This window comes from Candidatus Avelusimicrobium alvi, assembly GCF_958451995.1.
Classification (GTDB): domain Bacteria; phylum Elusimicrobiota; class Elusimicrobia; order Elusimicrobiales; family Elusimicrobiaceae; genus Avelusimicrobium; species Avelusimicrobium alvi.
On sequence record NZ_CAUDSG010000003.1, the window covers coordinates 1 to 22,443 of the forward strand.

Below are 22,443 nucleotides of genomic sequence, written 5' to 3' on the forward strand. Positions count from 1 at the left end.
TCGCAGGTCGGGCCCTATAAAACGCACTCGCGGCGGATGTTTTTACAACTCGCTACCGCTCAAACAAGTAAAAACATTCTTCCGCCTTGAGGCGTTTTATAGACAGGGCTAAGACCTGCATAAAACAGCAAAACGACTCTCCGGGCCCGGAGGCTCCGTCCCGCAGGGGAGAAGGCGCAAGAAGCGTCAAAAAACTTATAATAAAGATATGGAAAACTTTTTACTGGAAGATTTCAAAAATCACCTGACGTTTGAACGCCAGCTCTCCAAAAATACGGTGGCGGCGTACGGCGCCGACGTGGAAAGTTTCCTGGAATACTGCATCGCCAACGAGAAAGACCCGCTGGCCATTGAACCCGAATTTCTGGACCAGTACAACTACCAGCTGCGCGTGATTGAAAAACTGGCTACTTCCAGCGTATTTCGCAAAATGGAAGCCGTTAAATGCTTTTATAAATTTCTGTTAATTGAAGAAAAAATCAAAGACGACCCGACCCGCTTTTTAAAATCCCCCAAGCTCGCGCAGAAAATACCCACCCAGCTGACGCGCGAAGAAATGGACCGCCTGCTTTCCTACCCCGCCGAAACGCTGGCCGAAATCCGCACCGTTACGATTATTGAGCTCTTATACGCGGCTGGCCTGCGCGTGAGCGAACTTATCAACCTGCGTTTGGAAAACGTCAACACCGAGGAAGGCTGGGTGCTCGCTTTCGGCAAAGGCGGCAAACAGCGCTTTGTGCCCATTCACCCGCAGGCCTGCCGGCGTATCAAACAATACCTTTCCGTGCGCGAGGCGCACTTCGCCGCCAAAAACGTGGGTTCGGAAGTGTTCTTAAACAAGAACGGAAAGAAGATAAGCCGCATCACGGTATGGAAAGATTTGGCGGATTTGGGGCGCAAGGCCAACATCTCGCAGCCCCTGCACCCGCATTTGTTCCGCCATACGTTCGCCTCGCACCTATTGCAAGGCGGCGCGGATTTAAGAAGCCTGCAGGAAATGCTCGGCCACGCCAACCTGACCACTACGCAGATTTACACCCATCTGGACGTAAGCGATTTAAAAAACAAGCATAAAAAATTCCATCCGCGAGGATAATCCCTTTCCTATACAACAGGGCTGATTTTAAACCTAAAAATTGTTAGAATAGAAGTATTATGAGTATTGATAACTTTCCGCAAATAGATAAAAAGCAGCAAGAACGCTGGGAAAAAGCCAACCTTTTCGCCAGCCCCAAAATGCCCAAAGGCAAGAAATTTTACTGCCTGGATATGTTCCCTTATCCGTCGGGCGCGGGCCTGCACGTAGGCCATCCGGAAGGCTACACCGCCTCGGACATTCTTGTTCGCTACAAACTAATGAACGGCTTTGACGTACTGCACCCCATGGGGTGGGACGCCTTCGGCCTGCCCGCGGAAAACTACGCCATTTCCACGGGAATCCATCCGCGGATTACCACTCATAAAAACATTCAAAATTTCAAACGCCAAATCAAATCCATCGGCCTGGCCTACGACTGGGACCGGGAAATTGACACCACCGACCCCAAGTATTACAAATGGACGCAGTGGATTTTCCTGCAGCTCTTTAAAAAGGGCCTGGCGTATGAATCCACCGTACCGATAAACTGGTGCCCGTCGTGCAAAACGGGCCTGGCCAACGAAGAAGTCTTTAACGGCAAGTGCGAACGCTGCGGCCACACCATTGAACGCAAGGCGCTGCGCCAGTGGATTTTGCGCATTACCGACTACGCCGAAAAACTTCTGGAAAGCCTGGACCAGCTGGACTGGCCCGAAAGCACGCTGACGATGCAGCGCAACTGGATTGGCAAATCCAACGGCGCCAATGTAATTTTCAAACTGGACGGACACGACGACACCTTAACGGTATTTACCACCCGGCCGGACACGCTCTTCGGCGCGACCTATATGGTCGTCTCGCCGGAGCACCCCATTTTAAATAAAATCGTTACGCCCGAACAAAAAGCCGCCGTGGAAAAATACCAGGCCGACGCTTCCAAAAAAAGCGACCTGGAACGCGGCGATTTGAACAAAGACAAAACCGGCGTATTCACCGGCGCATACGCCGTCAACCCGGTAAACGGCAAAAAAATCCCGGTCTGGACGTCCGACTACGTCCTGATGGGCTACGGAACCGGCGCCATTATGGCCGTGCCCGCGCACGACGAGCGCGACTATGCCTTCGCCAAAAAATTCGGCCTTGAGATTATTGAAGTCATCAAAAGCGAACAGGGCGTGGAAAAAGAAGCTTTCACCGGGGACGGCGAACTGGTCAACTCCGGCTTTTTAAACGGTTTGCGCGTAAAAGAATCCAAAGCCGCCATGATTAAATGGCTGGCCGAACGCGGCCTGGGCGACGCAAAAACCACCTATAAACTGCGCGACTGGGTGTTTGCCCGCCAGCGCTACTGGGGCGAGCCGATTCCGATTGTACACTGCCCCAAATGCGGCGTCGTGCCGCTGCCGGAAGACCAGCTGCCGCTGACGTTGCCGGAAGTGGAAAAATTTGAGCCTTCGGGCACCGGCGAATCCCCGCTGGCGACGGTGGAGAAGTGGGTCAACACCACCTGCCCGCACTGCGGCGGCCCCGCCAAACGCGAAACCAACACCATGCCCCAGTGGGCCGGCTCCTGCTGGTATTACCTGCGCTATATGGACCCGCACAACGACCAGGCGCCGGTGGACCCGGCGATTGAAAAAGCCTACGGGCCGGTGGACTGCTACATCGGCGGCGCGGAACACGCCGTGCTGCACTTGCTGTACGCGCGCTTCTGGCACCGGGTATTGTTTGATTTGGGCGTCGTCAGCCACAAAGAACCGTTCCAGAAACTCCGCCACCAGGGGATGATTCTGGCGTTCTCGTACCGCGACAAAATGGGCGCGTACCACGGCTACGAAGAAATTGATTTTAAAGACGGAAAAGCCTTCTTAAAAACCACCGGGGAGGAACTCTCGCCGATGGTGGAAAAGATGTCCAAATCCAAGAAAAACGTCATCAATCCCGACGATATTCTCTCCCAGTACGGCGCGGACGCGTTCCGCATGTACGAAATGTTTATGGGCCCGTTTGAAGCCAGCAAGCCCTGGGATATGAAAGGAATTGAAGGCATTTCCCGCTTTTTAAAACGCGTGGCGGCCTGGAGCGAAAGCGTAAAATTGTCCGCCGAGGCCAATCCGCGCAAGAGCGAAATTTTAAAGAATAAAACCATCGCCAAAGTAAGCGAAGACATTGAAAACTTCCGCTTTAACACGGCCATTTCTTCTTTAATGGTGCTTTTTAACGACCTGAGCAAACTGCCGCAGGTGAGCGAAGAATCGTTCCAAACGTTCTTAAAGCTCCTGCACCCGTTCGCCCCGCATTTAACCGAAGAAATCTGGCAGGAAAAAGCTTACGAAGGCTTTGTGGTTAAATCCGCCTGGCCCGAAGCCGACCCGGATTTGATGCAGGACGACTCGGTGGAAATCGGCGTGCAGATTAACGGCAAAGTGCGCGACCGCGTGGCCGTGCCCGCCAATGCCGCGCGCGAAGAGATTGAAAAAATCGCGCTCGCCAGCCAGAAAGTAGCCCGGAGTTTGGAAGGATTTGAAGTCAAAAAAATTATCGTCGTTCCCGGCCGCATGGTAAGCATCGTGGCCGCCCCCAAAAAATAGACGCTTGGCCGCCCGGCGGCTTGGCAGGAAACGGAGCATTTATGAAAAAACTTTTGTTCGCCTTCTGCGGCGCGGCCGCGCTGGCCGCCTGCGCCAGCGAAGGCGCGGTATACAAACCGCAAGCCCAAATTATGCCGCAGCACATCAAAAAAATCGCCGTGCGGCCGATACTCAACAAAACCGAAGTGTTTGCGCTGGAAGACAAGTTTTACAACGAACTCTACGACGAATTCCTGCGCAACGGCACCTATCAAATCGTGGCCGAAAACAACGGCGCGGAAGGCGTGGTGGTTACCACCATTTCCCGCTACTTAAACGTGCCCATCCAGTACGACAGCCAGTTAATCCCCACCGTCTACCGTATGGATATTTGGCTGGACGTGGTGCTGATGGACAAGACCACCAACGCGCCCGTCTGGCGCGAGCCGGCTTTCCTCGGCACGCAGATTTACGCGGCCTCCACCCTGCCCGGCGGCCTGACCGAAGTGCAGGCGCGCGACGTGGTGTTCCAAAAACTTTCCAAAGACATCGTCAAACGCACGGTGGACGGGTTCGGCTCGGTTATGAGCGAAAACAAAAAGAAAGTGATGAACAACCCGGAATATACCACCATCACCCAGTAAAATGCCCAAAGTAACCGCCGAAAAACTGACCGCAGAACTTGAAAAAAATACCGTATCCCCCGTCTATTTACTGACGGGGGAAGACGTCTACCGCAAGAATTTAATCATCCAAAAAATCCGCGCCGTCCTTCATCCGGACGATTTCAACTCCTACCAAAGCGAAGCCGACAAGGCGGACCTGGGCGAAGCGCTCGCGCTGGCCAACACCGCCCCCGTATTTTCGGACAGCCGCCTCATCGTACTTACCGGCGTGGAGAAGCTGCGCAAAGAACCCAAAGAGGCGTTAATCCGCTACCTGGATAATCCCCTCCCCACCACTACGCTCGTGCTGACGCATAACGATTCCAAAAAAATGAAGACGGAAAAAGTGCTGGCGGAAGTATGTTCGGACGCGGGACGCGTGGCGAATTTTGACGAACTGAAAAAAGACGAGCTGGCCTCTTGGGTGCGCCAAAAAATGCAGGAAAAGGGCTTAAAGGCGGATTTTGACTCGGTGGACCTTTTGTGCGAAAGCGTAGGCGGCGAACTTAACGCGCTGGCAAACGAAATTGAAAAACTGTACCTCTACACCGCCGAAAACGAAACGAAAAACATTACCAAAGAAGACGTGCTGGCCTGCATCGGGTTTAGCAAAGAGGAAAACCCGTTTGAGCTTTCCAACGCTATTACCGCGTGCAGCAAAACGCGGGCCGTCGCGCTGGTGGACAAACTGATTGACGACGGCGAGGAACCCGTCGGCATTTTAAGCAAAATGACATTCCCCATTTTAAAAATGGCGCGCATTAAACGCCTGTCGGACGCGGGCATGGCTCCGGCGGAAATCCTGCGCGCGGCGGGCCTTATGTACTGGGAAAACCGCCTGGTTTCTTCCGCCCGGTCGTTCCCCCCGCAAAAGAACTTTTTAAACGCCTTAAACCGCATTATTGACGCGGACAGCGCGTTTAAATCGTCCACCGCGTCGGACCCGAAAATCGTTTTAAAAGGCATTCTGCTTACGCTGTTTAACAAATAAGTTTCGCACAGCATAAAAAACACCGGCCCCAAACCGGTGTTTTTTATTGGTCCGACACGCTACGGCAATACATATACGCCGGATGTTTCTTCCACGCCCCCCAGCGAACGGCACAGCCGGATGCCGCGCTCGGTGCCGGCCCGGCATTCACGCCGCCCGGGATAAGGCGAAAAATTCAGCCAGGAATAGTATTGGGTATCGGCATCCATCAAGCTGCTCCACGCGCGCAGATTCTGAGACGAGCCTGTATACAAATCCACATAAAAATCGCTGCATACGTAATGGTCCCGCGGCCCGCCGACCTGCGTGCAGCTGGCGGGCATTTCTATATCTAGTTCATCCCAGCCGGGTTCCGTGCCGCCGTTGGCCATATAAGCCACCTCCACCGCTTGGCGGAATGATTCGGTCAGCGCCGCCATATTACTCCACCGGGCTTTATCCACCGCCTGCTGATATTGCGGCAGTGCGACAGCCGCCAATATACCAATAATCAGCACCACCACCAACAGTTCTATCAAAGTAAAGCCTTTTTGCATAAATACTCCGGGAAAACGCAGATTTGCCCGGCGCGGAAGTGGTATAGGAGTAGGAAGCAAGACTGGCCGTGCTTTACCCAATTTATCAAAAAAAAAACAAATCAACCCCCTTGCCGGGGGCAGGCAATCTGGCCTGGCCAGGGCCTGGCAATATACGGCACTTTTAGATATTTGGGAGAGAAACATTTGGGGATGCAAAAGTTTTCCAGGGAACGGTTTTCTATGCGGGTACATCCGACTAATTGAGCCACACTATTTAAACAATGTCGCCAAGCAACCGTACAAAGGGATAAAAAGACTGCCGGCCGGTGCCCCTGAAATCCAGTTTTACGCGGCGCGTTTTACAACTCGCTATCGCTCAGACAAATAAAACGCTTCTCCCGCGTAAAACGGATTTTATAGACGGGCTAAGGCCGGAACCACAACGGCAACAACACGGCTAAGACCTGCTTAAAACGGCACAACAGCCCCCATCCGGCGGCCCGCAGGACACAAAAAAGGAGCTCTTAAAAGAGCTCCTTTTTCACGGTTTACCGGTTTACCCCCCGTCCATGTATGTTAAATGCGGTAGTTTGCGCGCAAAATGGCGGAAATATAATTGTCTTGCCGGTAGACCACTACGTGATCGCCGTTGGTGATATTTTTAGAATCGTGGAATTTATTGCCGTTGTAGCGCACTTCCAGCCCCAGCGCCCAGCGCTCTCCCAGCGGCCGCTCCACCCCCAGGCCCGCATAGTACGCAAATCCCGTATAGCGGAAATGCTCTCTGGGGCCGAAATCTACGGTAATGTCCGTATCGCTCACGCCCACCGCCAGCGGAATATACAATTTGTAGCCGGCCTCGGGCGTTAAATATACGCGGCCGACGGCCATATAACTGTGCTCGCGGGTGCTTGAGTCCAATTCCCAGCCGCTGGAAAGGTCCCGCGAGAAATACTGGTCCTCAAACCCCACCCCTACGGCTACGCGCGGATGAACGAAATACAACGCCTGCACTTCAACCCCCATGCCGGGCTGGCCCAACTTGGCGTCGTGCGAGATGTTGGCCGTCTGGTCTTCCACGTTCACTTCCCCCCAGTCGCTGCCCAGGCCCAGCGGAGAAAACACCGCCCCCAGCCCGACAACCACGTCGCCCGCGCGGTATTCCCGCGCCTGCGCGCCCGCGGCCAAAAATACACACAACAACATCAAACACACTTTCCGCAACGTCATAAACATTCTCCTAAATTTATTACTTACCGGTAAGTAAGTTAATTTATTATAGCACAAAAAAGGCGGCTTTGTCATCCCGTTTCTTTTTTCTCCGCCGGGCACAAAACCCCTCCCCGCTATTTTGTACAATTAATGTATGGAATTTTTATCACAGGTAATTGATATTTTTCTGCACTTGGACGTGCATTTAAACGCCTGGGCGGCCTGGATGGGCGTCTGGCTCTACGTGGTCATTTTTGCGGTGGTGTTTTGTGAAACGGGCCTGGTGGTTACGCCGTTTCTGCCCGGGGATTCGCTGTTGTTTGCCTGCGGCGCGCTGGCGGCCGCGGAAGGGAGCTCCATCAATTTGTACTGGCTGATGCCCGTGGTGTTTGCGGCGGCGGTGCTGGGGGATTTTTGCAACTACGAAATCGGCAAATGGCTGGGGCCCAAAGTGTTTACCAAAGAGGACAGCATCTTCCTCAACAAAAACCACTTGTACAAAGCCCACGCGTTTTACGAAAAATACGGCGGCAAAACCATTATCCTCGCGCGTTTTATTCCCATTATCCGCACGTTTGCGCCGTTTGTGGCGGGCATCGGCAAAATGACGTATTTGCATTTTGCGTCTTACAACGTCATCGGCGCGGCGCTATGGGTGCTGCTGTTTACGCTGGGCGGATACTTCTTTGCGGATCTGCCGGTGGTGCAGAACCATTTTCACTATGTGGTGGTGGCGATTATTGTTATTTCCGTACTGCCCGCGGTGTACGAGTTTTGGAACGCTCACCGGAAAAAGAGCTGACGCTTTCCGGCAGCATCAAATCCACCGGAAGAATACCCTTGGGCGTTACGCTGCCCAAAATAATGTCGGCGGCGGTTTGCAGTACGTATTTATTTAACCCGTAGGTGGCGATTACCACGTCCGCCTCCGGGTAATTTTTTATATCGTACGGGCTCATCGTGGAAATAAATACGGTGTTTTTGTTTTCTTTAATCAGCCCGTTGATGGCGTTCTTTTGGTTGATATTGGTTTTGTCGGCCCATTGGAGGCTGGTCAGAATCAGCAAATCGGCCCCTTTGGCGCATTCGGCGGCGCGGGCGCTGTCTTTTTTACGGGGCGTCAGCGCGGCGTTGTAACTGCGTATCTTCCAGCCTTTTTGTAAAAACGGTTTGGAGAAACTCATCAGCTGGTCGGCAAAACGGGACGGCGCAAAAAACACCGCGCACACCGTGGGCTTGCCCTTTTTATCCGCCGGCGGCGTAAAAGGCAGCAGGCCGTTGCGGTCGCGCACGAGGGTGACGGACTGCCCGCTTATCTTCTCCAGCGCGGTCTTATACGCCTGCTCAATGGGCGAGGGCATCGTGCGGGTGCCGTCCAAAAGCCCCAGCTCTTCCTTGAGCGTAAAAATTTTGCGCGCGGCTTCTTCCACACGCGACTCCAATTTCTTTTCCCGCGTTTCTTTATTCACCTGGTTAAAAACCGACACGGGCCGTACGTACCGCCCCAGTAAAATCATATCCGCGCCGCTTTCCAGCGCGCGTACGGCGCAGCCCGCAATGGTGCAGAAAGACGTCGCGCTTTTCATATCCAGGCTGTCGGTTACAATCAGCCCGTTAAACCCCATCTGCGTGCGGAGCAAATCCTGCAAAATCGGTTTGGAAAAAGTGGCGATGTTCCGGCTGTCCAGCGCCGGATACAAAATATGCCCCGTCATCACGCCGGGCACGCCTTGGCGCACGGCTTCAGCAAACGGAGCCAGATGCACTTTTTGCAATTGCGCGTAATCGGCTTTTACCACGGGCACGTTGTAGTGCGAATCTTCCGACGTATCCCCATGCCCCGGGAAATGCTTCACCACGCTTACGATGCCCGCCGCCTTAAAACCGTTCACCAACGACATTCCCATCTTCGTTACGTTTGCCGGGTCGGACCCGAACGAACGCACGCCGATAATCGGGTTGTGGGGATTGCTGTTTACATCCAGCACCGGGGAAAAATTGATATGCACGCCCGCCCGGCGCAGTTCCAGCCCGGACAGATACGCAATGGCGGCCGCGCCTTCTTCATCGCGCGCGGCGGAGAGCATCATATTGGTGGGCAGATAGTCAAAGCCCAGGGTAATGGGGGTGTAGACGGTGCCGCCTTCGTAATCAATGGAAATCAGCAGCGGAATTTGGTGCGGGCTTTTGGCGGCCCAGCGTTGGAGTTTGTCCACCAGCTCCTTGGTTTGTTTAAGCGAATAATTCCCCCACTGAATCAGCACCCCGCCAATCTTGCCCGATTCCACGGCCGGGCGCACGAGTTCGGCGCTGTCCACATCCACAAACACCACCAGGGTCTGGCCCAGTTTTTCTTCGTAGGATAAATCTTCAAACCGCGGCGCGGCCGCAAGCCCGAAAGGGCACAGAAGCAAAGCGGCCAGCAGGAGAATTCTCATTCATTAACCTCAATCACCGGGATTTCCGCCGGAGCGAGAAACCGCAGCGGCACCCCCCAGTAGAACATACCGGACGTGATGTAAAATTTCATACCGTCCACGTCAAACAATCCGTACACGCGCGGAAACTGCAGGCGCACCAAATAGTTAAACGGAAAAATCTGCCCGTTGTGCGTGTGGCCGCTGAACATCAAGTCCGCGCCGCCGGCGGCGGCTTCTTCGGCGTAAAGCGGCGTATGGCTCAAATAAATAAGCGGGCGGGACTTATCCGTTTTGGCCAGCAAATTTTCCACGTCTTTTTTACTCACGCGCGCGGTGCGAACATCCTTCACGCCCGCCACCTGCACGCCGCCGGGCAATTCGGCGGTTTCGTTTTCCAAAAGCGTAATGCCCGCGTCTTTAAAAAACTGTTTGGAGTTTTCATACCCCACATAATACTCGTGATTGCCGAATACCCCGTACACGCCCAAAGGTATGTCGGCCTGCGCCAGCCGCTCGGCATACGCGCGGCGGTGCGGGCCGTACTCAAACACGTCGCCCAGCACCAACAGCACATCCGGTTGTTCGGCCTCCAGCGTGTTCATGGCTTTATCAAACCGTTTAAGCGACACCCCCAACCCCAAATGCGAATCCGAAAGAAGCGCAATTTTCATTTTGGGCGCGCCGGGCACCGACACGGCCACGCGTTTGACACGCGGCGAAGACGCTCCGCCGTATATCGCCATCGCCGATACCAGCACCATCAGCCCCACGCTGACGGGCCCCAGCCACGCGCGGGCATTTACGTGGAAAAAGAACAGCGCCCACTGCACCAGCGCGCACAGCGCGCAGATGCAAAACGCCAGAAACACCAGCCCGCCCCAGGTATAGGAAAGATAATAGGCCCAGCCTTCCCACGCGCCCCAGTGGGTGCGCGTATATTCCATAGAAAAACGGATGGCCAGCGTCAGCGCCGCCGGCGCCAGCACCACCGGGATTTTCCACCCAACCTGCGGGAACGCAAAATACAGCCACGCGCCCACAGTTACCTGCATCAGCCACAAAATAACGGAAGCCACAATAAAAAACATACTCACAAACTACCCCCAAACCGACAGAAAATCACTTTTATATATTTTAAAAAATTTACCATAATAAGTATAATATATTTATATACGTACCACTATAAATACACAGAGGACATAAAACCTTATGACCGTAAGAGTTAGATTTGCCCCGTCTCCGACCGGATTTTTGCATATCGGAGGGGTTCGCACCGCGCTTTTCAACTACCTTTTCGCCAAAAAAAATAAAGGCACGTTTTTGCTCCGCATTGAAGATACCGACGAAGAACGCTCCACCCAAGCGTCCACCGACGCCATTTTTGAAGGTATGCAGTGGATGAACTTAACCTGGGACGAAGGCCCCATGCCAAACGGCGCCGACAAAGGGCCCGACTCCCCCTACTACCAGGCCATCCGCGCCGACCAGGGCATTTATAAAAAATACATTGACCAGCTGCTCGCCGAAGGCAAAGCCTACAAATGCTACTGCACCGAAGAAGAACTGGAAGCCAACCGCCAAAAATGCCTGGCCGAACACCGTCCGCCCAAATACAGCGGCAAATGCAGCCACCTGACCGAGGAACAGCAAAAAGAGCTGGAAGCCCAGGGCCGCAAATACGTCATCCGCTTCCGTATGCCGCAGGAAGGCGACGTGGAGTGGGACGACCTCATCCGCGGGCACGTTAAATTCGCCAGCAAAGATTTGTACGACCTCGTAATTCAAAAAACCAGCGGCTACCCCACCTATAACTTTGCCGTAGTGGTGGACGACCACTTAATGCGTATGACGCACGTCATCCGCGGGGACGACCACATTTCCAACACGCCCGCCCAAATCCAGATTTACCGCGCGCTGGGCTGGAAAGAACCCATTTTTGCGCACCTGTCCATGATTCACGGGCCGGACGGCAAAAAACTTTCCAAACGCCACGGCGCGACGAACGTCGTAGAGTTTCGCAACATGGGCTACCTGCCCGAAGCGCTTAAAAACTACCTCGCGCTGCTGGGCTGGGCCACGCCCGATTCCCAGCAGCTGTTTGCCCCCGGCGAATTGGAAGAAAAATTTGACATCGCCGGCTGTCAGCCGAGCCCGGCCGTGATGGACCCCGAAAAACTCAACTGGATGAACGGGGAATACATCCGCGCCACGCCGCTTAGCCGCCTGACCGACCTGGCTATGCCGTTTATTGAAAAAGCCGGCATTGACGTATCCAAAGCGGACCGCGCCAAGCTGGAAGGCATCATCGGCCTGGAGCAGGAAAAATACAAACTGCTGACTGAAATTCCGGATTTAATCCGCTTCTTCTTTGAAGAACCCGTGTTTGAGCAGGAAGCGGTGGATAAAGTTTTCTCCAAACCCGAAGCCAAACAAGTGTTGGAAGGCATGTGCGCCGTGTACGGCAGCCTGGCGGATTTTACCGAAGCCGGCCTGGAAGCCGCCGCGCGCGCCTATGCCAAAGAAAACGGCATGAAGGCCGGACAGATTTTCCACCCCGTCCGCGTGGCCGTTTCGGGCCGCACCCACGGGCCGACCTTGTTTAAAATGCTGGAATATATGGGCAAGGAAACCGTAACCGCGCGGCTTAAAAACGCGCTTCAGCACTGCAAATAGTTCCGCCCCAAACCGGGCAAGGGATGCCATGAAATACTGGTTTTTTGACGGAAACGACGTAGTGGGCCCGTTCACGCCGAAAGAGCTTGCGGCGCGCCCGGGCTTTGCCGAAACCAGCCTGGTATGCCCCGAAAATTTCAGCGAGAACGAGGACAACTGGAAAACGGCGTCCTCGTTCCCGGATTTTCATTTTAACTCCCAGGAAGCTTTCCCCTCCCAGCCGCCGGAACCGGATGAAAACACCGATTCCTTTGACAAAGAAATGGACACGCTGTTAAAAGAGCGTTCTCCTTTGGCGGAAACGGCGGACAACGCGGCGGAAGCGCCGTCTTTGGAAATCCCGAAAAAGCCCGCCAAGCCGGGACCGATTGAAGATTATTTCAACAATATCAAAGGCGAAGACCTGGGCAACATTCTGGGCATCCCGGACCCGAATGAAAACTCGGATATGAACCTGGCGCGCGCGCTGGAAACGCAGTTTAACAAAACCGCGCCGCCGACGGACAAAGAAATCCAGCCCATAGAAGACGATCCGTTTGACGAATTTACCTCGGACGCGGCGGAAGAAGCAGACGAACTTTTCCCCGCCGAAGCGCCCGCCGAGCAAGCTTCTCCCGCTAAGCGGGAAACCGACGCCGCCCGCGCGGAAGCTGAACAGCCCCGGACGCAAACGGACAAACCGCAAGCGGAACAAACACCCCAGCAAGCAGCCAACAAACCGCCGCGCGCCCAAAAACAGTCCGCTCCGCTCTCCGTGCCGATTTCCGCCGCCCCCGAAGACGATTTGATTTTAACCGTACGCCGGGAACTGCCGGCGGAAAATACGCCGCAACCAGAGCCCGCGCCGGCTTCCGAAAAACAAGAACAAGCTCCCGCCGGACCCGCGCCGCTGGAAGAAGCGGACGCGCCGACCTTTTCGCTCCCCGTGCTGGGCCGCCCGGAAACGGACCTGCCGCCCGTCCCGGCGGAAGAAATCCCTTTTGAAGCCGTCTTAAACGAAGCAGACTCCGCTTTGCCGGCGCCGCAGGACGTACAAGCTCCGTCATCCGATGCCGCCCAAACGCCCGGGGATACGTCCGCCCCGCCGGAAGAACCGAACGGGCAAACGCTGACCGCCGAAACACAGCCGGGGGAAGAGGCAAAAGCCGCTTCCGAAGAGACGCGCGAACCCGCGCCGGCCGCAGAGGCCGCCCCGCAGGAACCCGCGCCGGAGGAACAGCCCGAAGAGCTGGTGCCCCAAGCCGCCGAAGAAGAACCTGCGGACCCGAAAGAAGAGACGGTGCGCAACATTCTAAAAGGGGAGCTGGAAGTAGTCCCCGCGCCGGAGCTGGAAGAACCCATCAAAAACGTGCCGGTGGAGCCGCAGATTAACCAGGTGAAACCGCGCCTGAACCAGACGCCGGAAATTGAAGAATTTTTAACCCAAACCCAAAACGAACGCATCGCCCGCGGCCGCTCCAACAAAAAAGCCAAGGCCGCCCTGTCCGTACTCGCGGCGCTGCTGGCCGTCGGCGCGGCCTTTTTCATTAATCAGACCGTCGCGCAGGAGCCGGCACCTTCTCCCGCCCCCGAAACCGGGGCGCTGCCGCCCCCGGCCAACGCCAAACTGCCGGACGGGCCGGAAGAAGTGGAGGAACTGCTGCCGGATATCCCCGTGCCGCCGCCCGCCCCCCAGGTGCAGCCTTCTCTGTCGGACAAAGCCCTTGCCGTCGTGCAGAACTACCAGCTTTCCGGCTCCCGGGGCACCATAGCGTCTTACTTTGACCGCCTGTACCAAACCAAAAAAGCGCAGGGGTATACGGGCTCCTGGTCTGCGGAACCTTTGCATAAAAGCACATATATTGTAAAATACAGGCTGACGAAGACGCGTATGGAACCGATTGTATACGTCTTCCAGGCGGACGCCGCAAGCGGCAAACTGACCGGGGCTTTAAACAATATCGCGCTGGACCTGGTCGGCAAAATTCAATAACCATAAAGAGGGTTGATATATGATATTAATGGACGATTTGTTCAAACTGATGAAAGCGAAAAACGCTTCCGATATTCACCTTACGGTCGGCGTGCCGCCCGTACTGCGTATTCAGGGCCGCCTGTACGCCACGCAGTTTGAAGCCCTTACCAAAGAAAGCGCGCAAACGCTTATTTACTCCATTATGACCGACGAACAACGTCAGCAGTTTGAAGAAAAACTGGAGCTGGACTTTTCGTTCGGCATCAAATCGCTCGGCCGTCTGCGCGTAAACATCTATAAACAAAAAGGCTGCGTCGCGGCCGCCCTGCGCTCCATTCCCAACGATTTCAAATCGTTTGAAGAGCTCAACCTCCCGCCCGTGGTGTACAATATCATGAAGCTCAACAAAGGCCTCGTACTCGTTACCGGGTGCACGGGTTCGGGTAAATCCACGTCTTTGGCCAGTATGATCAACTACCTGAACATGAACGAAAGCAACCATATCATGACGGTGGAAGATCCTATTGAATTCGTCCATCCGCACAAACGCAGCATCGTCAACCAGCGCGAAGTGGGCGCGGACACGCTTTCTTTCGCCGACGCCTTAAAACACTTCCTCCGCCAGGACCCGGACATCATCCTGGTGGGCGAGCTGCGCGACCGCGAAACGATGGAAGCCTGTTTGACGCTGGCGGAAACCGGCCACCTGGTATTCGCCACCCTGCACACCAACGACGCCGTGCAGTCCATCAACCGTATCATTGACGTTTTCCCGGCCAACCAGCAGCCGCAGATCCGCACGCAGCTCTCGTTCGTGCTGGAAGCTATTTTGTCCCAGCAGTTAATCCCCACGCTCACCGGCGGCCGCGCCATGGCGTGCGAAGTGCTGCTGGCCAACTCCGCCGTGCGCAGCTTAATCCGCGACGGCAAGGCCGAACAAATTATCTCCACCATGCAAACCAGCGTGGGGATGGGTATGATTACCATGAACCAGGCCCTGGGCGATTTGTACATTCAAAAGAAAATCAGCTATCAGGAAGCCCTGTCGCACACGGCGGATCCGTCCGGCCTTAAAACGTATCTCCAGCAAAAGCTGGGCACCGCCAGTTTCAAATAAACCCGGCGTACAAACTATTTTCACCAGCCTTTAAACAACCGTTTAAAGGCTGGTTTTTACAGGATACTCTATGGAAATCAACTGGTCCCGCACCGAAAATTTAAGCCAAACCGTCAAGAACCCCAACATTATTATTAAGGGCTCCCACAGCTACTACAGCGGCGCGTGGGACGGCGCGTTTGAAGACCGCGCCGTGCGCTACCTGTACGGGGACGAACACAGCCTTAAAAACTGGCAGTCCGCCTGGGAGCCGGACAAGCTCTACATCGGCGATTATGTGTCCATCGGCCCCGAAGCCGTCATTTTAATGGGCGGCAACCACACCCACCGCACGGATTGGTTTTCCTGCTTTCCGTTTGCGGATAAAATCACCGAGTCCTACCGCGCCAAAGGCCCCACCGTCATCGGGGACGGCGTATGGATTGGCCTGCGCGCTCTTATTATGCCCGGGGTAACGATTGGCGAGGGAGCCGTGGTGGCCGCCGGAGCGGTGGCAGCCAAAAATTTGGAACCGTACACCATTTACGGCGGGAATCCGGCCAAAGAAATACGCAAACGCTTTGCGCCGGAACAAATAGAAAGGCTGTTAAAATTAAAAATCTACGATTGGCCGGAAGAAAAATTCAACGCCTTAAAACCCTTGTTATGCAACAACGATTTGGACGCGCTGGAGCAAGCCGCCGCCGCGTTGTAACGGCACCGAACGGCCTTTGACGCACGCTGATGTACCGGCCGAACCCCGCCGGCCGGAGGGCTATTCCCTTCCCGCCGGGTCCTTGCCGTCAATCAGCCCTTCCTGGCTTTGGTGCCCGGTCAGTTCGGCCTTTTCGCGCAGTTTGCGGTGGTAGGTAACGGCAAAGCGGTGCACTTCGTCGCGGATTTCCATCAGCAGGTTTAAGGCGGGGTCCCCCACCGGCAGCTTAATGCTTTCCGCCGCTCCCGGCAGGTATATGCCTTCGTGCGTTTCCGCCAGCGAAATAAACGGGATATAGATGCCGGCGCGGTCAAACGCGTTCATCGCGGCGGATATCTGGCTTTTCCCGCCGTCCAGCAGAATTAAATCGGGCGTTTGGGCCGGGTCGCGCTTGATTTGGCGCAGCCGGCGGTAGACGCTTTCTTCCATCATCGCAAAATCGCTCCCGCCGCCTTCCGGTAGTTTGGAGCGGATTTTAAAACGGCGGTAATGCTCGTGATTTTTCTCGCCGTTTACGTAGCACACCATACACCCCACCGCTTCGCGCCCGAACAGGTGGGAGTTGTCAAACGCCTCAATATGCGCCGGAAGCTTGTGCATGCCGATTACCTGCGCCAGGCGTTTTAATTTATCGGTATTCTGCATGGCGGTGGTGATTTGGTCGTCTTTAAACCGGCCCACCAGCACGCGCTCCTGCATATGCGCAAGCGCGTGCAAAAAATTGCGGTACACGGCGGCCTGTTCGTACTCCAGCTTCCCGGCGTGGCGTTTCATAAGAGCGGTGATGTTTTCGGTAATGTTGCCAAAATGTCCGTCTAAAAACTGCGCCATTCGCTCCGCGATTTCGCGGTATTCCCCGTACGATATTTTCCCCGCGCACGGGGCCGGGCATTGGCCGGTGTGATAATACAGGCAGGTGTTTATTTTACGCGGGTCCAGCGGGCGCTCGCGCGAAAAATTCCATTTGCAGGGGCGCAGGGGCGCGTATTTGCTCTTCCACAAAAAGCGCATCAGGCTTTTGACGATGCTGGACTTGGGGTACGGCCCGAAATAAAGGTCTTTCCCGCGCACCACGCGGCGGGTAAGCTGCAGGCGGGGGTAATCCTCCCCCATCGTAAGTTTTAAATAAGGATAGCTTTTGCCGTCTTTGCCCAGCGAATTAAAAAACGGTTGGTATTGCTTGATGAGTTTTTCTTCCAGCACCAGCGCGTCGCGTTCGCTGGCGCAGGTAACATAGTCTATTTTGGCAATCATCGGCAGGAGGCTGGGCAGCTTCCAGCCGCGCGAATAGAGGTTGGATTCCTGAAAATACTGCTTTACCCGGTCGGCCAGGTTTTTGGCTTTTCCCACGTAAATAATCGCGCCTTCTTTAGAACGCATAATGTAAACGCCGGGTTTATTTGGTAAAATATCTAATCTGGGATCCATAATTTTATTTTAACATTTCCCGCGCCCTCACGCCGAAGCGTTAAAAAAGAAGTTGACCCGGCGGAAATAATAGGATAAAATATTAATAACCGATTTTTCTATAGAGGAATTATTAAATGGCAAAATTAAAAACTGGTAGACACACTAGCGCCATCAAAGCGCAGCGCCAAGCTGAAAAAAGAACTTCCCAAAACAAGGGCTTAACCAAAAAAGTCCGCTTGGCCACCAAAGCCGTAGCCGCTTCCGTCAAAACGAAAGCCGCCACGCTGAAAGAAGACTTGAAAAAAGCCGAATCCTGCATTGATAAAGCCGCTAAAAAAAGCGTGATGCACTGGAAAACGGCCGCCCGCAAGAAATCCAGACTCGCCAAAGCCGCCAACAAAGCCGAAGCGAAATAAGTCTTCAGCCGATTTAAAAACCGCCCTTGCAAAAGGGCGGTTTTTTTATGTCCCGCGCGCCGTTCGGCGCGGCGCTTCCCGCTCAGCCGGCGTCCCCGGTTCGGCGCGGGATTTTGCGCCGGCGGGACGCGCCCTATCGGCCCGCCACATATTTTCCCCGCAAAAAAGCGGCGTCCCCCAAGGGGAACGCCGCTTTTTTGAACCTTAAATTTTACTTACGCTTCCGGCACGTGTTTGTATTTAAACACCATCGCAAACAGCACCGCCACCACCAGCGAGAAGCCCGCGAACACAAACCACGATTCGCTCCAGCCCGTCATAATGGAGCGGGAGATTTCCGCCGGATACACTTCGCCCGCAGGCAAAAAGCCGTGCGCGGCGGTGTAGGCGTTGATGTGTACGTTGACCAGCTTGTTAATCACCCACTGGGCGCCCAGCGTGCCGATCATCGCGCCGAAGCCGTTGGTCATCAGCATAAACACGCCCTGCGCGCTGGAGCGGATGACCGGGTCGGTTTCTTTGTCCACGTACAGCGAACCGGATACGTTAAAGAAGTCAAACGCCACGCCGTACACAATCATAGAAAGAATCAGCAGTACAATGCCCGACGCGGTGGACGGATTGCCGATGCCGAAAAACCCAAAGCGCAGCACCCACGCGAACATACTGATTAACATCACTTTCTTAATGCCGAAGCGTTTTAAGAAGAACGGAATCAGCAAAATACAAAGCGTTTCGGACATTTGGGACAGCGAAATAAGCGCGTTGGCGTTATTGGCCCCCCACGAGCCCGCAAACCCCGCCAAAGAGTTAAAGCCGTTGATAAACGGGTTGGCGTAGGCGTTGGTAATCTGCAAAGACATACCGAGCAGCATGGAGAAGATAAAGAAAATGGCCATTTTCTTTTCTTTAAACAGCGCAAACGCTTTCAGGCCCAGCGCTTCGGCCAGCGTTTTGGCCTTGGTTTCGCAGGTGGGGCAGGCGGGCAGCGTAAAGCAGTACACGCCCAGAATCAGCCCCAAAACAGCGGAGAAATACCACTGCACATAAGTATTTTGGAAGCCCGTAAAGTTAGACGTCAGCATCGCGCAGATAAAACCCACGGTGCCGAACACGCGGATGGGCGGAAACGCGGAGACGGTGTTAAAACCGCCCTGGCGCAGCGCGGTGTAGGCCACGGAGTTGGAAAGCGCGATAGTGGGCATATAAAAAGCCACGCTAAACGTGTATAAGCCGAATACGGCGGCAAAGCTCACCTGGGGAAGCGAGCCGAAATACGCGGCCCCGGCCATACCGGCCGCCGCCAGCAGGTGGCAGATGCCCAGCAGCTTCTGCGCCGGAATCCAGCGGTCCGCCACGATGCCGATTATCGCCGGCATAAAAAGCGACACAAAGCCCTGCGCCGCGTAAAACAAACCAATCTTCTCGGCCAGCCCGGCCCCGGCCAGGAACGTGCCCATAGACGTCAGGTACGCGCCCCAGACGGCGAACTGGAGGAAATTCATTACGGTCAAGCGAATTTTGATATTCATAAGAGAAGTATCGCCGGATAAGGCACATCCCGGCGCAAACGTACGAGTCAACCTCCGTAGGATATGGCGGCAAACGTATACGGCACGGCACGGCTTGCCGGTAAAATCATTGTACAAAAAAAGATATAATATAGGAAATAAATCGGCACCGGCCGGTTGTGGAGGTTTTACTATGGCAGATTACAGCTTTGACATTGTGTCCAAAGTGGATTTAAACGTGATTTCGGAGGCCGTCGCCGCCGCCAATAAAGAAATTACCAACCGTTATGATTTTAAAGGCACCAATTCCAGCATTGAGCTGAACCAAAAAGACAACGAACTGAAACTCGCGTCCAGCGACGAATACAAAGTGGCTACCCTGCGCGACATTATTTTCACCCGCGTGGCCAAGCGCGGCATTCCGCTTAAAAATATGCTCCCGCAGAAAATTGAATCCGCCCTGGGCGGCACCGCCAAGCAGACGGTGAAAATCCAGCAGGGCATTCCGTCCGACAAAGCCAAGGAAATCTCCAAAGCCATTAAGGACGCGAAGCTGAAAGTCTCCGCTTCCATCCAGGGCGACCAGCTGCGCGTTTCGTCCAAATCCAAAGACGAACTGCAAAACACCATGGCTCTTTTGAAAGGGCAGGACTTCGGCCTGGAACTCCAATTCACCAACTACAGATAACTATGCGCAAACTTCTTTTAGTCCTTTTTGCGGCGCTTTTTGCCGCTCCCTGCGTCCGCGCCGCGGACGCCGCCGCTTCGCTTGAGTTTTACAAGAAGCAGGCCTTAACCCTCCCCGCCGACCCCGGCCGCGAAGAACGCGCTTTTGCCAAAACGCTTGCGGACGGCCTGGGCACCTGGACGGTGCAGCACGAAAAACAGCCCGCCGCGGCGGACGCTCTTTTGCTGCAGGCGCGCCTGTATATGCGCGCGCAGGAAAACGCCCGCGCGCTGGTTACGCTTTTTAAACTGCGCAAAATGTTCCCGCAGGTGGACGCGGCCCTGTTAAACCCGTTAATGGCCGATGCCGTGCTGTCCGTTACCCCGGCCGGGAGAGAAGAAGCTTCCGCCCTGTTTACGGCCGCTCTGCCGGCGGACGCCACAACCGCCGCGGACCGCGAAACCGAAGCGTTATATGCGCTTTCCAAGCTCTCCGGCCGCACGCTTTATGCGCCGTCCGCCGAAGCGTTTGAATCCTTTTTCGCCCGCAACCCGGATTATAAAAACAGCGACAAAGTGGAACTGTGGTACGGGGATTTGCACCGTGTAAACGGCAACTACCTGGCCGCCATCGCCCAATACAAAAAAGCCGGCGAACTGTATCCCAAAACGCCGTACCGCGCCGCCAGCCTGCGCCTGATCGGCGATATTTACGCCGACAATTTAAAAGACACCGCCAACGCCATGGCCGCTTATACCAATGTACTGCGCGAATTCCCGGGCTCGGCCGAAACGGGCATCGTCTACAAACACATGGCGATTTTGGACGAAAACAACAAACAGTTTGACAGCGCCCTCATCAATTACGACAAAGCCATTGAACTGTTGGGCAATACGCCGGCCGCCTACGAAGCCTACCGGGGCAAAGCCGACGTATACATAAAAACCAAAAACTACGGCGAGGCCTACAACACCCTGCACCAGACGGCGGCCGTATTCAGCGCCGATGAGGAAAAGTTCACCTTCTCCCTGCTGGAAGCCGCCAATGTGGCTAAAAAACGGATGCGCGACCAAACGAAGTACGCCCAGTCTTTGGAAAAAGCCCTGCTGGCCTACCCCAAAGGCCCGCGTGCGCCCCAGCTGATGTTTGATTTGGGCTATGCCTACGAACAGCAGGACAAAGACGCCCAGGCGATTGACATTTACCAAAAGCTGATTGTCAATTACCCGACGGACAAGCTCGCTTCCAGAGCCCAGGGCCGCCTTTCGCGCCTGCAGAAATAAACTTTAAGTATGTTAAAAAACCCGCGTGTTGAACGCGGGTTTTTTAATGGGCACAACTAAAAACTGTAACGATTCTGCCCGTATTGATTGATTACAAATTTTCCCCCTAAAGACTTGCACACCTTTTCCGCCGTACTGTCCGGCACGGCAAAACACAGCCGCGCCCCCAACGAAGATTTATTCCCCCCATAATCATACGAAATGCCTATCTCCGGCAATTTGCTTGCCCCGCCGCTGCAATAGACGCTGCCGCCGCTGCTGAGCAGACTGCACCGCACGCCAAAAGGAAAGGTAACGCATTCGGTATCGCGCCCGCCGGAAATGCAGTCCGTTACCTCCAGCCCGGCCGGGAGCGAAATATCCAGCCCGTCCCATTTATAGCTGTAAGTGCTGTTTGCCATATAATAGGCTTCCTGCGCCGTTTTGACGCTGGCCATAAACGGCAGCACCTGCGCCACGCGGCTTTTGGCCACAGCTGTTTCGTACTGAGGCAGCGCAACTGCGGCTAGAATACCGATAATTAAAACCACTACTAATAGCTCTATAAGCGTAAATCCGAGGCTTTTCTGCACGGGATATATCCCCCTATTTATATAAGTTGATATTCCCAATTTATCAAAAAAAAAAAACAAATCAACCCCCTTGCCGGGGGCAGGGCCCAGAGCCTGGGCTCCCTTCTCTGGCCTGGCCAGGGTTCAACAAAATACGGTACTTTTAGATACTTGGGAGAGAAACATTTGGGGATGCAAAAGTTTCTTGGAGGGTGGTTCTCTGTACGGGCACATCCGACTGACGGGGCCACACTGTTTAAACAATGCCGCTAAATAAAAAGTACAATCACAATCCCCGGCGCAGACGGAGAACTACTATACATGAAACTCCCCGGGCTCACGCCCGGGGTATCTTTTGTTCCAAAATCTCAGCTTCGCTTGATTTTGCCCCCCGCTAAAAGGAAAGGATTTACAAATTTGGCCGTCATCCCGGCCATGGAGCCGGGATCCAGTCTGTTTAATAAGAAAACTCCGTTTTCTTGCGGCGGGATACACACTCCATCCCTCGGGCTTACGCCCGGGGTTTATTGTGAGCGGAATTCATAAAAGGACGGGCGGGAAAATTCCCGCCCGTCCTTGTAAATTCCAGTCGCCAAACGCGCTATTTGCCAACGCCGCAGCACTTTTTGTACTTTTTCCCGCTGCCGCAGGGGCACGGGTCGTTGCGGCCGATTTTCGGCCCGTCGTGCACCACGGTTTCCACCTTGGCGGGC

19 protein-coding genes and 1 pseudogene are annotated in these 22,443 nt (G+C 54.6%); 12 read left to right on the forward strand and 8 right to left on the reverse strand.

Going from position 1 to position 22,443, the window contains the following annotated elements; all coding sequences use genetic code 11:
• Positions 1 to 208 precede the first annotated feature (208 nt).
• Genes ACQY36_RS01215 through holA form a run of 4 tightly spaced genes read left to right on the forward strand, consistent with a single transcriptional unit; the run spans position 209 to position 5,304 of the window.
• On the forward strand, positions 209 to 1,096 hold the full coding sequence (locus tag ACQY36_RS01215; protein ID WP_428077397.1) for a tyrosine recombinase: 888 nt from the start codon (positions 209 to 211) through the stop codon (positions 1,094 to 1,096).
• A 59-nt stretch (positions 1,097 to 1,155) separates the two neighbouring features.
• Complete coding sequence (leuS, locus tag ACQY36_RS01220) at positions 1,156 to 3,669, forward strand: leucine--tRNA ligase (RefSeq protein WP_428072024.1); 2,514 nt, start codon at positions 1,156 to 1,158, stop codon at positions 3,667 to 3,669.
• A gap of 41 nt (positions 3,670 to 3,710) precedes the next feature.
• Positions 3,711 to 4,292 carry an LPS assembly lipoprotein LptE gene (gene lptE / locus ACQY36_RS01225; protein ID WP_428056293.1) on the forward strand — a complete coding sequence of 194 codons (582 nt, stop codon included), beginning with the start codon at positions 3,711 to 3,713 and terminating at the stop codon, positions 4,290 to 4,292.
• A gap of 1 nt (position 4,293) precedes the next feature.
• Positions 4,294 to 5,304 (forward strand): DNA polymerase III subunit delta, encoded by a 1,011-nt coding sequence (holA, locus tag ACQY36_RS01230; RefSeq protein ID WP_428077398.1) that lies wholly within the window; start codon positions 4,294 to 4,296, stop codon positions 5,302 to 5,304.
• A 59-nt stretch (positions 5,305 to 5,363) separates the two neighbouring features.
• On the opposite strand, the gene ACQY36_RS01235 is transcribed toward holA, so the two are convergent.
• Positions 5,364 to 5,840: a pilin gene (locus ACQY36_RS01235; protein WP_428077399.1), complete on the reverse strand. Its 477-nt coding sequence runs from the start codon at positions 5,838 to 5,840 to the stop codon at positions 5,364 to 5,366.
• A 558-nt stretch (positions 5,841 to 6,398) separates the two neighbouring features.
• Positions 6,399 to 7,052, reverse strand: coding sequence for an outer membrane beta-barrel protein (locus ACQY36_RS01240; RefSeq protein ID WP_428071975.1), 654 nt, complete (start codon positions 7,050 to 7,052; stop codon positions 6,399 to 6,401).
• Between the two features lie 136 nt (positions 7,053 to 7,188).
• Between ACQY36_RS01240 and ACQY36_RS01245 the strand changes: the two genes are divergently transcribed.
• Entirely contained in the window at positions 7,189 to 7,836 is a 648-nt protein-coding gene (locus ACQY36_RS01245) for a DedA family protein (protein WP_428071974.1), read from the forward strand.
• On the opposite strand, the gene ACQY36_RS01250 is transcribed toward ACQY36_RS01245, so the two are convergent.
• On the reverse strand, positions 7,778 to 9,472 hold the full coding sequence (locus ACQY36_RS01250) for a glycoside hydrolase family 3 N-terminal domain-containing protein (RefSeq protein ID WP_428077400.1): 1,695 nt from the start codon (positions 9,470 to 9,472) through the stop codon (positions 7,778 to 7,780). The genes ACQY36_RS01245 and ACQY36_RS01250 overlap by 59 nt on opposite strands.
• Positions 9,469 to 10,542, reverse strand: coding sequence for a metallophosphoesterase (locus ACQY36_RS01255; protein ID WP_428077429.1), 1,074 nt, complete (start codon positions 10,540 to 10,542; stop codon positions 9,469 to 9,471). The genes ACQY36_RS01250 and ACQY36_RS01255 overlap by 4 nt, the downstream gene beginning before the upstream one ends.
• 121 nt (positions 10,543 to 10,663) lie before the next feature.
• On the opposite strand from ACQY36_RS01255, the gene gltX reads away from it, so the two are divergent.
• The 4 genes from gltX (at position 10,664) to ACQY36_RS01275 (ending at position 15,892) form a co-directional block, all read left to right on the forward strand.
• Complete coding sequence (gltX, locus tag ACQY36_RS01260; RefSeq protein WP_428077401.1) at positions 10,664 to 12,127, forward strand: glutamate--tRNA ligase; 1,464 nt, start codon at positions 10,664 to 10,666, stop codon at positions 12,125 to 12,127.
• Positions 12,128 to 12,155: 28 nt separating this feature from the next.
• Positions 12,156 to 14,099 carry a hypothetical protein gene (locus ACQY36_RS01265; RefSeq protein ID WP_428077402.1) on the forward strand — a complete coding sequence of 648 codons (1,944 nt, stop codon included), beginning with the start codon at positions 12,156 to 12,158 and terminating at the stop codon, positions 14,097 to 14,099.
• A gap of 19 nt (positions 14,100 to 14,118) precedes the next feature.
• Entirely contained in the window at positions 14,119 to 15,198 is a 1,080-nt protein-coding gene (locus tag ACQY36_RS01270) for a type IV pilus twitching motility protein PilT (RefSeq protein WP_428056279.1), read from the forward strand.
• Between the two features lie 70 nt (positions 15,199 to 15,268).
• Positions 15,269 to 15,892 (forward strand): CatB-related O-acetyltransferase, encoded by a 624-nt coding sequence (locus ACQY36_RS01275; RefSeq protein WP_428077403.1) that lies wholly within the window; start codon positions 15,269 to 15,271, stop codon positions 15,890 to 15,892.
• A gap of 60 nt (positions 15,893 to 15,952) precedes the next feature.
• Here the strand turns inward: ACQY36_RS01275 and ACQY36_RS01280 are convergent, their stop codons facing one another.
• A complete protein-coding gene (locus tag ACQY36_RS01280) occupies positions 15,953 to 17,320 on the reverse strand; it encodes a GIY-YIG nuclease family protein (protein ID WP_428071774.1) in 1,368 nt (455 codons plus the stop codon).
• 116 nt (positions 17,321 to 17,436) lie between these two features.
• Between ACQY36_RS01280 and rpsT the strand changes: the two genes are divergently transcribed.
• Positions 17,437 to 17,718, forward strand: a complete 282-nt coding sequence (gene rpsT, locus ACQY36_RS01285) for a 30S ribosomal protein S20 (protein WP_428056273.1) — start codon at positions 17,437 to 17,439, stop codon at positions 17,716 to 17,718.
• 215 nt (positions 17,719 to 17,933) lie between these two features.
• On the opposite strand, the gene ACQY36_RS01290 is transcribed toward rpsT, so the two are convergent.
• A complete protein-coding gene (locus ACQY36_RS01290) occupies positions 17,934 to 19,250 on the reverse strand; it encodes an MFS transporter (protein WP_428056271.1) in 1,317 nt (438 codons plus the stop codon).
• 172 nt (positions 19,251 to 19,422) lie between these two features.
• Here ACQY36_RS01290 and ACQY36_RS01295 point away from each other — a divergent pair, with 172 nt between their 5' ends.
• On the forward strand, positions 19,423 to 19,917 hold the full coding sequence (locus ACQY36_RS01295; RefSeq protein WP_428056269.1) for a YajQ family cyclic di-GMP-binding protein: 495 nt from the start codon (positions 19,423 to 19,425) through the stop codon (positions 19,915 to 19,917).
• Between the two features lie 2 nt (positions 19,918 to 19,919).
• The gene (locus tag ACQY36_RS01300) at positions 19,920 to 21,179 is read left to right on the forward strand and encodes a tetratricopeptide repeat protein (RefSeq protein WP_428077404.1); all 1,260 of its coding nucleotides are present in this window, start codon (positions 19,920 to 19,922) and stop codon (positions 21,177 to 21,179) included.
• Between the two features lie 56 nt (positions 21,180 to 21,235).
• Here ACQY36_RS01300 and ACQY36_RS01305 read toward each other — a convergent pair whose 3' ends face one another.
• A complete protein-coding gene (locus ACQY36_RS01305) occupies positions 21,236 to 21,751 on the reverse strand; it encodes a type IV pilin protein (RefSeq protein WP_428077405.1) in 516 nt (171 codons plus the stop codon).
• Positions 21,752 to 22,331: 580 nt separating this feature from the next.
• Positions 22,332 to 22,424 (reverse strand): annotated as a pseudogene (locus tag ACQY36_RS01310) (SEC-C metal-binding domain-containing protein); the annotation flags it as partial.
• Positions 22,425 to 22,443: the final 19 nt, after the last annotated feature.

Bases quoted from the DNA above. Each gene is read 5' to 3' on its own strand.
- ACQY36_RS01295 (WP_428056269.1), top strand. From the start codon at position 19,423: ATGGCAGATTACAGCTTTGACATTGTGTCCAAAGTGGATTTAAACGTG.
- ACQY36_RS01265 (WP_428077402.1), top strand. From the start codon at position 12,156: ATGAAATACTGGTTTTTTGACGGAAACGACGTAGTGGGCCCGTTCACG.
- ACQY36_RS01255 (WP_428077429.1), bottom strand. From the start codon at position 10,542: ATGTTTTTTATTGTGGCTTCCGTTATTTTGTGGCTGATGCAGGTAACT.
- ACQY36_RS01240 (WP_428071975.1), bottom strand. From the start codon at position 7,052: ATGACGTTGCGGAAAGTGTGTTTGATGTTGTTGTGTGTATTTTTGGCC.
- rpsT (WP_428056273.1), top strand. From the start codon at position 17,437: ATGGCAAAATTAAAAACTGGTAGACACACTAGCGCCATCAAAGCGCAG.
- ACQY36_RS01245 (WP_428071974.1), top strand. From the start codon at position 7,189: ATGGAATTTTTATCACAGGTAATTGATATTTTTCTGCACTTGGACGTG.
- ACQY36_RS01275 (WP_428077403.1), top strand. From the start codon at position 15,269: ATGGAAATCAACTGGTCCCGCACCGAAAATTTAAGCCAAACCGTCAAG.
- ACQY36_RS01280 (WP_428071774.1), bottom strand. From the start codon at position 17,320: ATGGATCCCAGATTAGATATTTTACCAAATAAACCCGGCGTTTACATT.
- gltX (WP_428077401.1), top strand. From the start codon at position 10,664: ATGACCGTAAGAGTTAGATTTGCCCCGTCTCCGACCGGATTTTTGCAT.
- lptE (WP_428056293.1), top strand. From the start codon at position 3,711: ATGAAAAAACTTTTGTTCGCCTTCTGCGGCGCGGCCGCGCTGGCCGCC.
- leuS (WP_428072024.1), top strand. From the start codon at position 1,156: ATGAGTATTGATAACTTTCCGCAAATAGATAAAAAGCAGCAAGAACGC.
- ACQY36_RS01290 (WP_428056271.1), bottom strand. From the start codon at position 19,250: ATGAATATCAAAATTCGCTTGACCGTAATGAATTTCCTCCAGTTCGCC.
- ACQY36_RS01300 (WP_428077404.1), top strand. From the start codon at position 19,920: ATGCGCAAACTTCTTTTAGTCCTTTTTGCGGCGCTTTTTGCCGCTCCC.
- ACQY36_RS01270 (WP_428056279.1), top strand. From the start codon at position 14,119: ATGATATTAATGGACGATTTGTTCAAACTGATGAAAGCGAAAAACGCT.
- ACQY36_RS01215 (WP_428077397.1), top strand. From the start codon at position 209: ATGGAAAACTTTTTACTGGAAGATTTCAAAAATCACCTGACGTTTGAA.
- ACQY36_RS01250 (WP_428077400.1), bottom strand. From the start codon at position 9,472: ATGAGAATTCTCCTGCTGGCCGCTTTGCTTCTGTGCCCTTTCGGGCTT.
- holA (WP_428077398.1), top strand. From the start codon at position 4,294: ATGCCCAAAGTAACCGCCGAAAAACTGACCGCAGAACTTGAAAAAAAT.
- ACQY36_RS01235 (WP_428077399.1), bottom strand. From the start codon at position 5,840: ATGCAAAAAGGCTTTACTTTGATAGAACTGTTGGTGGTGGTGCTGATT.